Annotated in this window: 12 protein-coding genes and 2 pseudogenes; 11 read left to right on the top strand and 3 right to left on the bottom strand. The window is 34.5% G+C overall.

The features are described 5' to 3' along the window. Positions 1-67: 67 nt before the first annotated feature. Complete coding sequence (menA, locus tag NST14_RS15795; protein WP_048556947.1) at positions 68-979, top strand: 1,4-dihydroxy-2-naphthoate polyprenyltransferase; 912 nt, start codon at positions 68-70, stop codon at positions 977-979. Between the two features lie 80 nt (positions 980-1059). On the opposite strand, the pseudogene NST14_RS15790 reads toward menA, so the two are convergent. Then, positions 1060-1167, bottom strand: a pseudogene (locus tag NST14_RS15790) (GNAT family N-acetyltransferase); the annotation flags it as partial. 188 nt (positions 1168-1355) lie between these two features. Here NST14_RS15790 and NST14_RS15785 point away from each other — a divergent pair. From NST14_RS15785 to NST14_RS15750, 8 genes are all read left to right on the top strand, one after another. After that, the gene (locus NST14_RS15785) at positions 1356-2285 is read left to right on the top strand and encodes an AAA family ATPase (protein ID WP_000353260.1); all 930 of its coding nucleotides are present in this window, start codon (positions 1356-1358) and stop codon (positions 2283-2285) included. Continuing rightward, the gene (locus tag NST14_RS15780) at positions 2282-3379 is read left to right on the top strand and encodes a DUF58 domain-containing protein (RefSeq protein ID WP_048556949.1); all 1098 of its coding nucleotides are present in this window, start codon (positions 2282-2284) and stop codon (positions 3377-3379) included. The genes NST14_RS15785 and NST14_RS15780 overlap by 4 nt, the downstream gene beginning before the upstream one ends. Positions 3380-3391: 12 nt before the next feature. After that, entirely contained in the window at positions 3392-4087 is a 696-nt protein-coding gene (locus tag NST14_RS15775; RefSeq protein ID WP_000362141.1) for a hypothetical protein, read from the top strand. A gap of 410 nt (positions 4088-4497) precedes the next feature. Beyond that, positions 4498-4860, top strand: coding sequence for a DUF2294 domain-containing protein (locus NST14_RS15770; protein WP_000798157.1), 363 nt, complete (start codon positions 4498-4500; stop codon positions 4858-4860). A 626-nt stretch (positions 4861-5486) separates the two neighbouring features. Next, positions 5487-7019: an NADH dehydrogenase subunit 5 gene (locus NST14_RS15765; RefSeq protein ID WP_229143725.1), complete on the top strand. Its 1533-nt coding sequence runs from the start codon at positions 5487-5489 to the stop codon at positions 7017-7019. After that, on the top strand, positions 7019-9643 hold the full coding sequence (locus NST14_RS15760) for a DUF2309 domain-containing protein (RefSeq protein ID WP_048556951.1): 2625 nt from the start codon (positions 7019-7021) through the stop codon (positions 9641-9643). Before NST14_RS15765 ends, NST14_RS15760 begins: the two co-directional genes overlap by 1 nt. A gap of 72 nt (positions 9644-9715) precedes the next feature. Then, positions 9716-10228 carry a carbonic anhydrase gene (locus tag NST14_RS15755; RefSeq protein WP_229143724.1) on the top strand — a complete coding sequence of 171 codons (513 nt, stop codon included), beginning with the start codon at positions 9716-9718 and terminating at the stop codon, positions 10226-10228. Positions 10229-10331: 103 nt separating this feature from the next. After that, on the top strand, positions 10332-11042 hold the full coding sequence (locus NST14_RS15750) for an alpha/beta hydrolase (RefSeq protein WP_000758802.1): 711 nt from the start codon (positions 10332-10334) through the stop codon (positions 11040-11042). An 87-nt stretch (positions 11043-11129) separates the two neighbouring features. Here NST14_RS15750 and NST14_RS15745 read toward each other — a convergent pair whose 3' ends face one another. Beyond that, positions 11130-11495, bottom strand: a complete 366-nt coding sequence (locus tag NST14_RS15745) for a YxeA family protein (RefSeq protein WP_001992554.1) — start codon at positions 11493-11495, stop codon at positions 11130-11132. 683 nt (positions 11496-12178) lie between these two features. Between NST14_RS15745 and NST14_RS15740 the strand changes: the two are divergent. Beyond that, positions 12179-12779, top strand: a pseudogene (locus NST14_RS15740) (DUF1349 domain-containing protein); the annotation flags it as partial. Between the two features lie 11 nt (positions 12780-12790). Further along, positions 12791-13024: a transcriptional regulator gene (locus tag NST14_RS15735; protein WP_011181751.1), complete on the top strand. Its 234-nt coding sequence runs from the start codon at positions 12791-12793 to the stop codon at positions 13022-13024. 568 nt (positions 13025-13592) lie between these two features. On the opposite strand, the gene NST14_RS15730 is transcribed toward NST14_RS15735, so the two are convergent. Then, positions 13593-14489: a DMT family transporter gene (locus tag NST14_RS15730; protein WP_000802593.1), complete on the bottom strand. Its 897-nt coding sequence runs from the start codon at positions 14487-14489 to the stop codon at positions 13593-13595. Between the last annotated feature and the right edge of the window lie 112 nt (positions 14490-14601).

Here is a 14601-nt window from a genome sequence, read left to right as displayed (position 1 = left end):
GGCAGAAAACAGATAGAAAGATACTGCTAGGAATTTATACTTAAATGTTGGGAGATTGAACAGAGTTATGGGGACAGAAAAAGAAATTAGTTCCGCTAAATTAATATGGAAGATGACGCGCCCGCATACGTTAACGGCGACATTTTCTCCTGTAATTTTAGGAACAGTGGCATCACTTTATGTTGCCGAAATTGATTGGCTTTTATTTATTGCGATGATGGTTGCATGTTTAGCATTGCAAATAGCGACGAACTTATTTAATGAGTACTATGATTTCAAACGTGGATTAGATACAGCTGATTCTGTTGGAATTGGTGGCGGAATTGTCCGTCATGGATTGAAACCAAAAAATGTGTTAACAGTCGCACTTTTATTGTATGTACTAGCTGCACTTATCGGAATTTATATTTGTATGAATAGTAGCTGGTGGTTAGTCGTCATCGGTTTAATCGGAATGGCGGTTGGCTATTTATATACAGGTGGTCCATTACCAATTGCGTACACTCCGTTTGGAGAATTAGTTTCTGGATTGTTAATGGGGACATGCTTTGTACTTATTGCTTTCTTTATTCAAACGAATACGATAACGACTGAAAGTGTATTAATTTCCATTCCAATTGGAATTTTAGTCGGTGCAATCAACATGTCAAATAACATCCGAGATATCGAAGAAGATATTAAAGGTGGAAGAAAGACATTAGTAATCCTCCTTGGGAGAGAAAAAGCAATAGTAACACTAGCTGTAGCCTTTTTCATTGCTTATTTATGGATTGCGGTAATTGTATTAATGGGTTATATAAGCCCTTGGGCATTAGTGATGTTCCTAGGTTTAAGAAAACCAATCTCTGCCATTCAAAGTTTCCAAAAAGGAGCAAAGGATCCCGGATATATGCGCATCGCAATGAAATCAACAGCGATGACAAATACGATTTTCGGCTTTTTATTATCAGCAGGATTATTAATTAGTTATCTGTTTTAAATAACTTAACCCCAATTTCTCGATTTTAATATGGAGAGATTGGGGTTTTATTTTGGGTTTGTTTAATGTTAAGAACATTTTCATTCGAAGTGAAAATACCAATAAATTGCAACTTTTTCACTTGCCATATCCAAACCTTTATAAACAAGAAAATCAAACCCACCAATTACAAATTTGTATTTTACATAAATTAACAAAAATATTTACAATATACAGAATTTTTAGTATTTTTAAAGAGAAGGCTTTAAAATACATCTCTTTAATTTTATTTTTAGATACTAATATCGCTATATCAATTGCAATAGTTTACAAAACTAATAAATTGGGAGAATAAAGGTTTTCTTGTTAGAATTTCTGGATTAAAGGAGAGGGTTATATGGATATATTGAAGGCGGTTAAAAGTAATATTGCTCAGATCATTGTTGGAAATGACGCTGCAATTGAACTAGTCATGATTGCTTTGGTAGCAAACGGTCATATCCTTTTAGAGGATGTTCCTGGAACAGGAAAAACATCATTGGCAAAAAGTTTAGCAAGAAGTATAGATGGTAAGTTCCAACGTTTACAATTCACATCTGATACATTACCAGGTGATGTCATTGGTCTCGAATACTTTGATATGAAAGAATCTGATTTTAAAACTCGAATGGGTCCTATTTTCGCAAATATCGCACTGGTAGATGAGATTAATCGTGCGGTACCTCGTACACAATCAGCCTTATTGGAAGTAATGGAGGAGCGTACTGTAACTATTTCTGGTCATACTTACAAATTGCCGAGCCCGTTTTTAGTATTAGCTACACAAAATCCTTTGGAATCATCTGGTACATTTCCACTCCCAGATGCACAATTGGATCGTTTTTTGTTAACTGTTCGACAAGGGTATCCCAATAGGGAAAATGAAAGAGAAATGCTACGTAGATTTCGTCTAGGGAATCCAATGGAGTCTTTACAAAGTGTTTTATCATGTGAAGAGATTCTAGATTTACAACAACAAGCTCAGAATATTTTAATCCATGAAGAAGTAGAAAACTATCTATTAGATATTGTTAAGGCTACCCGCGAACATAATTTGGTGGAAATTGGTGTTAGTCCACGAGGTTCTTTAGCTTTTATGCGTGCCGCTCAGTCACGAGCATTATTAAATGGACGTAGTTATTGTACACCAGAAGATTTTCGATTTCTTGCAAAACCAGTTTGCTCACATCGATTAACGTTAACGATTGAAGGAGAAATGAAAACAACTAAGACACAAGTTATACAAGAAATTTTAGAAACTGTATCAGCCCCAGTGGAGTCAGTATGATGGAGACTATCGTTATAAAACATCGTATAGCAGAGTTATCTAGTATTATAGTATTTATAATTATAACTGTTATGCTTTGGTTAATTTATCAAAATTTCGTTGTATTTCTTTTGTTGTTTTCTTATTTTTTATTAATTGGGTTTGCCCATTGGTATGTTAGTAAAATCTCTAAAGTAAAATGGAGAATTGTACAGTATCATGAGCGACTTTTTATTGGTGAAAAGGGACATTGTAAAATATATATTCAAAATGATATGAAAATGCCTATTCCCTTTCTCAATTTCTGCTTTCGTTCACAAAGAGGGATAGACTGGCATATAAAAGAAAACTGGGTAAAGCATGGGGATTTTTATAGTATTCCATTATCTCTTTCGAAAAATGAGGAGATTGTCATTGATTTGTATGCGCAAGCTAGGCAACGTGGTAAATGGAAATGGGATCATATAGAAATTGTAATGAGTGATCCTTTTCGCCTCGTTACTTTACATTATACATACAAATATAAACAAGTGCCTTTATTTCATGTTTATCCAAGAATCGCGAAGGTAACTATCCCAGAAACGAAGCGATGGCAACAAGGATATCGTACAGCAACGGTTTCGCCTTTATATAACGAAACAAAAATTATAGGTGTAAAACCATATGAAGGAGAAGCGTTTCGATCTATTCATTGGGGAGCAACTGCAAGGACAGGTGTATTAAGTGCTAAAAAATACGAACCTTCGCAAGGGGACCGTTATGCGATTTATCTCAATCTTGTTGGTAAGAATTCTTATACATGGCGTACAGATATAGAATGGTTAATTGAGGTAACGACTGGGGTGTGTAAGCAGTTACTTGTACAAGATTGCTCTTTTGAACTATGGGTAAATAGTGTACATAATAACGGTATTTTACAAATCCATTCGGGAGGAAATCGCTCACAGTTATATAAAGCTTTACAATTGTTGTCTACAATTACGGAAAACGACCAGCCTGTGTCCTCAGAGGTATTTTATAAAACCGGTTTCCGAAAGCAAGAACCGGGTGCTATCCCACTTATAATTGGATATCCACCACAGCAGCAAACAAACTGGTTGCAGGTTGTAAAATAGAAAGGAGATAGTATGGACAAGTGGATGGTTGCTAGGTTTCGCTTAATTGTATTTTGTATTACTATAATTGTTGCCTTTTTTCTAACACAAGGAGCCCTATATTCACGTGAAATATTTCAGGAATGGATGATTAATAACACAAAATTTTATCTTATAGATGGTTTTGCAGAAACGTTGACCAGTGGAAAGAGTAAGGAAGACTTTTATGGTGAAGCGAGTAATAAATCAGATGACGAAAAGGGCGGGAAATTATGGATTGATGAACCTAGAGAAACAGGGGATGAAAGTTCACACATTCCGCTTGTAAAAGGAGAAATCACATCTAAGAATAATATAATAATTTACTTTTGTATTATAATATTATGTATTGTTGGGCTCATTTATAAGTCCAGAAGAAATAAAGAACAATTACTACAAGATAAGATAGATGAAAAAAAGCTTCCGTTCCAAATAGATCAATCTCCCATCGGAACGAAAAAAATAAATGCATTGCCTCATAATCCTATACGTGCAGAATTAGTGAAATGGGAACGGAATTTACCAGTATCTAAACAAAGACGTTCCTATGAAACGATTCAACAATGGTTAACACGTATCGGTTGTTCACATGAAATAGTAGAAGTGTACGAGAAAATTCGTTATGGGGATCTAGCCTTTACTCCAGATGAAAAACAATTTATACATGAATGGATACAAAAACATATATAAGCTGTAGAATGATATGATCGCATCAACTTAAGTCAGAAAAAAAGATCGTATGCCATCGTTTGGGGAGTACAACCTTTAGTGATACAGTTGATTCAACAGTAGTAGAGCTATTAAAAAGAGAAAGAGTCTACTCATCAGAGTAGGCTCTTTCGTTTATGTATTATGTCACAAGAAATCCCTTACTTTTGCCGGAATGTCCTTTTTAGAAATGTATGCAACAGAGTCCTTATAGTAAGAGTAGCTTATTTGGGATAATCAAAAAAACGTATATTGCAATATAAAAACTTAGTTTAATCCTAAAGGATACCCTACAACGATTCCTATAAATTGTTCTCAATAATTGAAAATAAAATCAATCCAGATTATTATATTGTTATTGTAAATTTATTTTATTGAAGGAGGATACATAAATGAAAAACTCAAAAGGCTCTATTGAATCAGAGATAAGCAAAGCAATTACGCACTGGGAAAAGGACTACCTAGGACGCGGGTCTATATCCGTTAAAACAGATATATTACGAGATATGATTATCGTAAATTTACAAGGTATTTTAACACCGGCTGAGTATACTGTTTGCGAAACGAAAGACGGTATGCTAACGATAAAGAAAAATCGATCGGAGCTAGTTGAATCTGGAATTGACGATTTGAAAGAGATTATACTAGAATTAACTGGAGAAGAAGTAAAAAGTTTTCATACGGATATAAGTTCTCGTACTGGTGAACGAGTAATGATTTTTAAATTGTTCCATAATCTTGAGGAGAAATTTTAAAAATTAAAACCACCGTAGTGTTAGTGGGAGATAATTAAGAAACCTAAAAGTTTTGCACTTTATTTATATTTATTAACATGATAATAATTAAAAACTTGAAATTATTTACGTATAATGAATTTTGATTGAAATAACGCTTGAAAAAATGGATAAATAAATTGACAAACTGCTTAATATGGTTTATCTTATAATTGTTTTAAAAATTAATAGATGCTTATTTTAACTGTTTGCTATAATTAAGGCTTTAGCATTTTTTTAATATGTAATATTGACTAAATGAAAAAGTTTCTTAATTAAAAGATAGCGCATAACATAAATTGATATATTGATTGCATAATCTAGGAGACCAGAGATATACTGTTATTTTTCATAGGAGTAATACATACATTATTATCCTCTATAAAATGGGAGCTCTTCAAAAAACTTTATTGAAGTTAGTTGAAGGGAAACCGACAATCTCCATAATTCAATGATGATATAAAATCATTGAATTATGGAAGTTGTCGGTTTTTTTTATGGAAAAAAACGATGTACGAAAAAGAGTGAATGAAAATTAAAATTAAAAAAATTATCGTAATGAAAAGGAATTTTTATAGGTTATTTTCGTTTGGAAGGGAGTATTTTACATGTTAATTTCGCTAAGTTCATCAACACTGTTAACATTATTTTTTATCGCGCTTAGTGCTTCTTGGCTAAGTGGATTATTGTTTTTACATGCAAGGATGCCTTTACGTTTTGTTCATATCCATATTGGTATCGCTGCTTTGCCTTCATTGGTTTCTTTACTTGCACTTGTTAATCACAATGGAGATAGAGTTGTGGGGCCTTGGCATTTAGATACTTTAGCTTGGTTCATGGCTTTCTTCGTTCTTACAATTGGTTTAATCATTCAGCGTTTCTCTGTACGTTACTTAATGGGAGATCGCTCATATCGAAAATACTTTGCACTTTTTACATTTACTACAGGTGTATCTTCGGTCGCATGGTTAAGTGATGATCTTCGCTTCATGATTATGTGTTGGGGAGCAACTCTTATAGGATTGGTTCTACTCATCGGGCTAAATAAAGGGTGGAAGGTAGTTAGTGAAGCAACAAAAATCTCAGGCTATTTATTTACAATAAGTTGGATTGCCTTGCTATCAGCTATCATTTGGCTGTTTCAAATAACTGGACAGTGGCAGTTAACATCAGTTGTAACGAATGAAAATGTAGCTCAATTTGGAACATTGGAGAAAACAGGAATTAACTTATTGATTATAGTAGCTGTGATGATTCCAGCAGCACAATGGCCTTTCCAAAGATGGTTAATTGAATCAGCTGTTGCTCCGACGCCTGTTTCGGCTATTATGCATGCGGGTTTAGTAAATGCTGGTGGTATCATGTTAACTAGATTTTCACCTCTTTTTCATGATGATATTGCACAAATCATTTTACTCATTTTCTCTAGTATTTCTGTCTTAATAGGAACAGGAATTAGTTTAGTCCAAGTTGATTATAAACGTCAGCTAGTAGGATCCACTATTACACAAATGGGGTTTATGCTGATTCAATGCGCATTAGGAGCGTATTTAGCAGCTGTTATACATTTAATGTTACATGGTTTATTTAAAGCCACACTGTTTTTACAAGCTGGTTCTTCCGTACAACGTTTTGAGGGAGTGAAGCAATCTAATGAAAAGATGTCCAATTTATGGATGATAGTCGGACGTGTTTTCGGATTATTTATAGCAATTGCTTTCTGGTTTATGACTTCTGGAGAGGGGTATCAATTCGTTAGTGCGTTCATCTTAGGTTGGTCATTATACGTTTCATGGAAACAGCTTGTTGTTTTTGGAGAGGGAAGAATGGGAAGAATTGCTGGCTTAATTGTTTTGAGTGGATTTTCTCTCATTTACTTTACCGTTCATAACTCTCTTTATAAATGGTTGCATACTGACATGTATCAAAATGTTCAACCTTCAGCTCCAGCCGTTATTTTTGTTATAAGTCTCTTATTATTTGGTAGTGTTATTAGTACTCTCGTTACTCGTAATCAATCTTCTACAATATTTGCTGTAATGTATCTTTGGTTCGTTCGAGTAGGTGAAGCGAGACAAAAGTCAGTAGAAAGTCATCCAAGCTATCTGAAACATGATGTATCAAAGGGAGGTAATCAGTGATGAGCATACAGTCAATCGTAACGAAAGAAACTTTAAAAAAGAAAGATACAAACATTGAAATACAAGAAAAGAATATGAATGATTTAGTTGAATCTGCTAGCCGAGTGATTGCACCACTTTGGCCTATCTCAACCTTTGCAGCTCATCACCCTTGGATGGGACTTGAAAAACAATCATTTGAACAAGTTGCAGATTGGTTAAAAGAAGCTCGTAATGTAGATATATATCCTAGTGCCTCCATGATTCATTCGGCAAAGATGAAAGGGGAGATTGAGGAATCATTTTTACAAATAGGCTTGTCTCGTTGGCTTGATTCACAATCTTTTCATATTCCTCGAGAGAGAGCAGAGCGTTTTTGCCAAGCAGCTTTAAAGTTAGAGAGATTACCTTCTAGTTTATTATCATCGCCAGAATTAAATAAATTAGCAGAAGAAATAAGTTATATAAATACAGGGAGTATGGAAGACTCTTCTATGCAACCAATCAGTTCACTTATAGAGAATCAAAAGGGTGACAACCTATCAGATGTTCTTAATTACCATATTATTAAATGGTGTAAATTATATCTTGATGACTCCGGATCAAGTTGGACGATGCCAAACCGAGAGAAAGGTTTGTATCGTGCGTGGCAACACCTTATTACATTTGATCCAGCGCTCAGTAAAACTGAACGTAAAGTTTTAAAAGATTGGCCACAGGATGCCCAGGGAGCTTTAACAAAAGCATTATCTGAATTAGGAATTTCTGAATCTAATAGGCAAGCTTACCTTGAAGGGCACTTACTTTCTTTGCCTGGATGGGCAGGAATGATACGATGGCGCTCGCAACAATCAATTAAGGAACAGGCACTTGTTATAGAATATTTAGCAGTTCGAATTTCTATGGAGCTAGCCATTGTAAAACCGTATTTACCTTTGAAAAATCAAAAGGTTGAGAAAAAAGTTTCGATCGTCCCACTGATAGCTTCTTGGATCTATTGGGGGGATATTTCAACCCGGGAATGGTCACAAATGTCTGCAACTGAACAAAGTGAATTATTAGCATTCGCTTATCGCTTTGATGAAAATACTCGCAAGAAACTTTGGCTGGAAGCTTGGGAACAGACGCATGCAGAGCAATTAAGGGAGAAGATCGCTTCTAAACAACGTGCAACGAATGATAAAAAGCATGTAGTAGCTCAATTAGCATTTTGTATTGATGTACGTTCAGAACCGTTTCGTCGCCACCTTGAAAAATTAGGTCCGTTTGAAACGTTTGGAATAGCTGGTTTCTTTGGGTTACCAATTGCGACTACTGAACTAGGCAGTAATAACAGCCATCCTTCTTTGCCAGTTATATTAAAACCGAAACATCAAATAAAAGAACTCGCGGATGAAAATGAATATAAATCTTATGAGCAACGTAAGAAGATAGACAGCTCAGTAAGTTATACGTTTAAGACGATGAAAAAAAATGTACTGACAAGTATGCTATTACCTGAGGTAAGTGGCCCTTTACTTGGTTTACAAATGATAACAAGGAGTTTTGTGCCAAGAAGAGTAGGTGGCTTCATTCGTAACCTTCGTAAAAATATGTTACAAAAACCTAATACAACATTCTCACTTAATCATGTCCATGATACAAAATGTGAGATACCTATCGGTTTTACGAAAGAAGAAAAAGTGAACTATGTGCGTCAAGCTTTAAAAATGGTGGGACTGACAGAAAAATTTGCGCCTTTAGTTGTAATGTGTGGACACAGTAGTCAAAGTACGAACAATCCTTATGCTGCAGCGCTTGAGTGTGGTGCGTGTGGCGGAGCAGCGGGAGGGTTTAATGCAAAAGTTTTCGCTACTTTATGTAATCTTCCAGAAGTAAGAGAGGCGTTGTCTGCTGAAGGCATTAACATTCCTGAGGACACTATTTTTGCAGCAGCTGAACATAAAACAACCGTGGATGAATTGGAATGGATTTACGTCCCAAAACTTTCGGAAGCTGCGCAAGAAGCATTTGATTGTATTGAGTCGATTATGCCAAATGTGAGCCAAGAAGCAAATAGAGAGCGTTTAACGCAATTACCTAATTTTAAAACGGAAATAAAAAATCCGAGTAAAGAGGCACATCGATTTGCAGAAGATTGGAGTGAAATACGTCCGGAATGGGGATTAGCTCGTAATGCATCTTTTATTATCGGGCAGCGTGAATTGACTCAGGATTGTGACTTAGAAGGTAGGGCTTTCCTTCATAATTATGATTGGAAACAGGATGAAAATGGCGATATATTAGCTAGCATCATAGCGGGACCAGGAACAGTAGCGCAGTGGATCAATCTCCAATATTACGCTTCAACTGTAGCTCCTCATTATTATGGTAGTGGAAACAAAACAACACAAACCGTTACGGCAGGTCTCGGTGTTATGCAAGGAAATGCAAGTGATTTGTTATCAGGCTTACCTTGGCAATCCGTTATGCAGTCAGATAGTGAGACGTATCACTCACCACTTCGTTTACTCATTGTAATTCAAGCGCCTATTGAATATATAGAACGCTTGCTAAATAAGGATTTCACATTTCGAGAAAAAGTTCAAAATGGATGGGTCAGACTTGCAAGTATTGATCCAGAGGGACGCTGGAAAAACTGGTAAAAATCATGTAATGAATCATTGTTACTAGCTTAAAAGTTTCATAAATACAATCATGAAGAAGGAGTGCTATATATGAATGCAAAGCATAAAAAGGTTTTATTGTTAACAGAGATGGAACAAGGAATAGAGCCTATTATCCAACAAGTAACTAACATTCAACGAGAAAATATGTTGACTATACACAGCTGTGATTCTGTAATTGTACATCCTTTTGGAGATATAATGAGGTCTATTATTATTGCTATTTATCAAGAAAATGTGGAAGAAATTGCTGTTGTCGGAATAGAGGATAAAGAAACTAATGTAGTTAATCTACAAATTCAACGTGATTCCATAAAAAATAACAAGGAACTAGACTATCTCTTTGAAAATTGTATGCCTGAATTTTCAAGTGGTAGCCTTGAGGAATGGCTAAGTGGAAAAGAAAATGTTAGTGAAAATATTGAGAAGAGTATAGATATGATTCGTCATCATCCATTAGTACCTTCTAATGTTAAAGTTCATGGCTTCATAATTGATAAAACAGGTGGAAAAGAAACGGTTGTTAAAGTTTCAGCTAATAAAGTAGCTGAATGCATAAATTAAAAACGTAAATAAAAACTTGAGCATAATAAAAATGCTCGAGTTTTTATGTGTATGAATGGTAATCTGAAATATAGAATATATACATCTTAGGGAGGTCATCTTTGTGAAGAAATGGATAAAAATTATTCTGTACTCTTTACTAGGTATTTTACTTATAGGAAGTATTAGTTTTTTTGTTTGGTCTCAGTTTAGTTACAAACCGACGAAAGAGGCTTTGTCGTTAGTGGATGATAAAAAAGATGAAGATTATATAGCTTTTGGAGAGAAAGATGCGAAAATAGGTGTTATTTTTTATCAAGGAGCGAAAGTAGAAGCCGAGGCTTATAGTTATTTAGGAGAAGCTCTTGCGAAAGATGGACATTTTGTAGTAATGCCTAAATTACCATTAAACTTAGCGATACTTGGAATCAATGAGGTAGATAGTGTAATTGAAAAGTATCCGGAAGTTCAAAAATGGTATGTTGCGGGGCATTCAATGGGCGGAGCTATGATTTCTAAGTATGCCTTTCAGCATGAAGAAAAGGTAGACGGAATCATTTTCTTAGGTTCTTATCCTGCAGATGATTTTTCTACGAAATCGATTCCGATGTTATCAATTTATGGGGAAGTAGATGCGTTAGCAACTGTAGAAAAAATAGAGAACAATAAAAAGTTCATGTCAAAAAATACAACTATGCACATGATAAAAGGGGGCAATCATGCTCATTTTGGCATGTATGGCGAGCAAAAAGGTGATAATGCGAGTTTAATTACGCCAAAAGCACAACGAGATGAAACAGTGAAAGTAATGGAAGAATGGCTATTGAAACAATGATAACGAATTTAATAAATCTACCGAAAGAATTCTCTAAACGATAGGTGGGAGAGATAATAAAGAGCCAACTCGTACGAATTGGCTCTTTTATTTATTTGCCATCTCCAATTGTCCCCTTATTTTCTCCGGAATATCCTTTTCAGCGATAAGATCGTAAGAATACACATACTTTCCTTTTACATGAATTTTCAAGTAAGTTTTTCTTATAAAATCATTAGGGGTGTTCGTTCCCACTTTATATTCTTTCTCATTGCTTAATTCATCGACACCTTTTAGTGAGTAAATAGCCTGGCCTTTATAATGATAATCTGGAATGCCATACCCCTGCGCAACGGCGTATACATTTTTTTCTTCAGCAATCGGATTAAATCTGTCTAAATCACCGCGTAATATGAAAGGTAGTAAGTATATAGGAAGACCTATTCCTATTATGCAAATTACAAATTTTTTCATGATCGTTTCTCCTCTTGTTAAATTACTTATTTTTAAGTATAGGAAAAAATTCTTATGAATTTAGAAGTGAATTTCTTAAGTTTTTCTTAAATAGATGTTTTAAGGAGCCATTGTATGGTTATTCTTTCGTACAAATCGTATTATTTTTTATTTATATCTTCGTGGCTTTTATGCAAAATACAATATTTCTAGATAAAATATAAACTCCTTATATATTAGGAAATGTAATTTCGTAAATTAATTATGAATATATTTTATTTTGAAAAACATCCCTTGATAAATACACAGAATTATTGTAAAGTGATGATAATTAAAATATATATTGTTTGAAAGCGATAAAGGGAAATAGTACAAGTAGTTTTTTTGGAGAGCCGGTGGGTGGTGTAAACTGATAGAAGGAACTTGTGAATCCGTCCTTGAGGGAAATGAGGAACAATTCAATGTGAAGTGCGTAATCGTTTCCACCTACAAGCAGTTAATAATTTAAGTGGAGGGCGTATATTTTTACGTTTTTAACTAGAGTGGCAACGCGGATTAGCTTTCGTCCCTTTTATAGGAACGGGAGTTTTTTGTATTTTATCTAGTTAAAATGCAAATTTGAAAAAGGTTAGTTCCTTCATTAATAAATATAAAAGATTAAGGGGATATTGTTCATTAATAATCAATATAAATTAATATAATAATTTAATAATGCGGAATTTGATAAAAGTTTAAAGTGGTTTTCTCCCCCCTAAAGATTGGGAGGTTAATAGCAATAAATCGAAGTTAATAGTCAAACCGGATAAAGAGACAGATTTCTGGCAAAAAACACATTATGAATTTCAAGTTGATAATGGACATTTTTTATACTATGAACTAAATGGAGACTTTAGATTGATCACGAAAGTAAAATCTAAACCAGCGAATAGATATGATCAAGCAGGTTTAATGGTTCGATTTTCAAAAGATACTTGGTTAAAGACATCGGTTGAGTATATACCTGATGACAATAGTAAATTAGGTGTTGTTGTAACAAAGAATGGATATTCTGATTGGTCTAGTCAGGAGTTTTTTGGAGATTTAAATTCTCTTTATTATCGCATAACAAGAAGGGGAAATAATTACTACGTTGATTATTCATTAGACGGGGATTTATGGAAACAAATAAGAATGGTTCACCTTTTTGAAGAAAAAGATTGCATGAAAGTTGGCATTTATGCTTGCAGTCCACAAGGAGATGGGTATGAAGCAGAGTTTGAATTTATTAAGATTGAAAATATAGATGATAATACAAAAGTTTATTAAAGTGGAACGTTTTGAGGTATCATATTGATGCAATCAATGCAGCTGGCATTCCAATTGTCATCTATCAAGGAATAAATAGTGGCGTTGGTTTGCCAGAAGGTTATCGTCTGGATCGAAATGTTCTAATAAATGATGAGCTTGCTGCTATCGTTACCGCTCTCCGTAGTATCTCCACTTCATATGGTAGAGAGCAATACCGACGTCTAGTAGAAAAAATACATAGTTATTATATAGCTATCATATGAAGAAGAATTTCAAAATAAAACAAACCGCGTACTAATCAATTATTCTTCTTGGGATGGTATTGGGTATTTTCGACCGAAACTAAAAGTATTAGACGAAGCGTTAGATGGCTATGTATTAGTAAACTTCACCTATTCAGATGCAAAAGGTGAAGTTTACAAGCGAATAGTAGAGCTACATATGCTCATTCTCAAAGGAAGAGAATAAGTATTAACAAATTTATTGCCTAGAGAAAGAAACGATCCGTCTTTTTAAACTAAAAAGAATGAAAGAGGTTGTGATAAATCGTGAAAGAATCTTCATTCGTCGGGATGCTACTATTCAGGAGCATATCAAAAGCGAGAGTAAATCTAAGCCATCCAATGTACCAGAAGTTCTCCTACGTTTCCAAGATGAAGCTCGCCATTTGGCAGAAGAATGGTTTGATATTTAAGTGCTTTTACCACTTGAGGATGGCAGTTGGCTAATAAAAAAGGCGTATCCTGAAAATATCAATTAAAAAAGTTTACTTAATTGTATTAGAATTTTATTGTAATTAGGAAAACTATATATAAATTAGGATTTATAGTACTACTCTGTGCATTCCATCTCTCTCTTTTTTGCTTTAAATGTAGATTTTCGTTTTACCTTTATCTCAGCAAGTATAACACCGCTTAGAATAAGTAATGCTCCGATATACCCTTGGATTGACAATAATTCGTTCATGAACAGGTATGCAAACAGTGCAGAAAATACAGGTTCTAATGAAAAAATGAGTCCTGTATGTGTCGGTGTTGTGTATTTCTGTGCCATCGCCTGAATGATGTAGGCAAAAGCACTGCAGAAAATACTTAACACCAGTACAGCGATCCAACTCTCTTTAGTGGATGGAAGTTGCGGCTCTTCGAAAATCAGGGCAGAGAGTACGCCAAACCCTCCTGCAAATCCCAACTGAAGAATCCCAAGCTGCAATGTATTGGCAACTTTAGCCGCTCTTCCGGTGACAATAATATGAAAAGCATAAAAGAGAGCAGCGAGTATACAAAGTAAATCTCCAGAATTGAGTGTTAATTGATTATTCAAAGTCAGTAAACCAATTCCAGTCATTGCAACAAGGGAACTAATGATCAGTCTGTAACTCAGTCGATCCTTGAACAGAACGATAGATAATAAAGGGATAAAGATTACGGTCAAACTGGCTAGAAAACCAGCATTTGAAGCTGATGTCGTTTTTAAACCTAAGATGACTGAAGCAGATACAACGAAAAGTAAAAATCCTAGAATAAAGCCGTATTTTAGAGTGACAAAATGAATTGAACGAAATTGTTTAAAAAAAACAGCAGCACAAACCAAAAAAGCAATACCAAAGCGCAATGCAACAAGAGAAAATGAAGGGACAGTTTCCAATCCGATTTTCATAAAAAGATAGGAAGTACCCCAGGTCATTGTAACAAGTAAGATCATAAGATTAGCCTTTATTGGTTTCATTTTTAGTTCTCCTTTAAAATTTTTATGTACTTAGTTTAATTGTGATTCAAGTATTAGTAAAACGAATATATGTAATGATATACTTGAATAAAATTCATACATGAGAAAGTAG

This window comes from Bacillus sp. FSL W8-0519, assembly GCF_038005585.1.
GTDB classification, from domain to species: domain Bacteria; phylum Bacillota; class Bacilli; order Bacillales; family Bacillaceae_G; genus Bacillus_A; species Bacillus_A paranthracis.
This window is presented reverse-complemented; position numbering and strand designations above follow the sequence as displayed.

Bases quoted from the DNA above. Each gene is read 5' to 3' on its own strand.
- NST14_RS15785 (WP_000353260.1), top strand. From the start codon at position 1,356: ATGGATATATTGAAGGCGGTTAAAAGTAATATTGCTCAGATCATTGTT.
- NST14_RS15770 (WP_000798157.1), top strand. From the start codon at position 4,498: ATGAAAAACTCAAAAGGCTCTATTGAATCAGAGATAAGCAAAGCAATT.
- NST14_RS15745 (WP_001992554.1), bottom strand. From the start codon at position 11,495: ATGAAAAAATTTGTAATTTGCATAATAGGAATAGGTCTTCCTATATAC.
- NST14_RS15765 (WP_229143725.1), top strand. From the start codon at position 5,487: ATGTTAATTTCGCTAAGTTCATCAACACTGTTAACATTATTTTTTATC.
- menA (WP_048556947.1), top strand. From the start codon at position 68: ATGGGGACAGAAAAAGAAATTAGTTCCGCTAAATTAATATGGAAGATG.
- NST14_RS15755 (WP_229143724.1), top strand. From the start codon at position 9,716: ATGAATGCAAAGCATAAAAAGGTTTTATTGTTAACAGAGATGGAACAA.
- NST14_RS15760 (WP_048556951.1), top strand. From the start codon at position 7,019: ATGAGCATACAGTCAATCGTAACGAAAGAAACTTTAAAAAAGAAAGAT.
- NST14_RS15775 (WP_000362141.1), top strand. From the start codon at position 3,392: ATGGACAAGTGGATGGTTGCTAGGTTTCGCTTAATTGTATTTTGTATT.
- NST14_RS15780 (WP_048556949.1), top strand. From the start codon at position 2,282: ATGATGGAGACTATCGTTATAAAACATCGTATAGCAGAGTTATCTAGT.
- NST14_RS15730 (WP_000802593.1), bottom strand. From the start codon at position 14,489: ATGAAACCAATAAAGGCTAATCTTATGATCTTACTTGTTACAATGACC.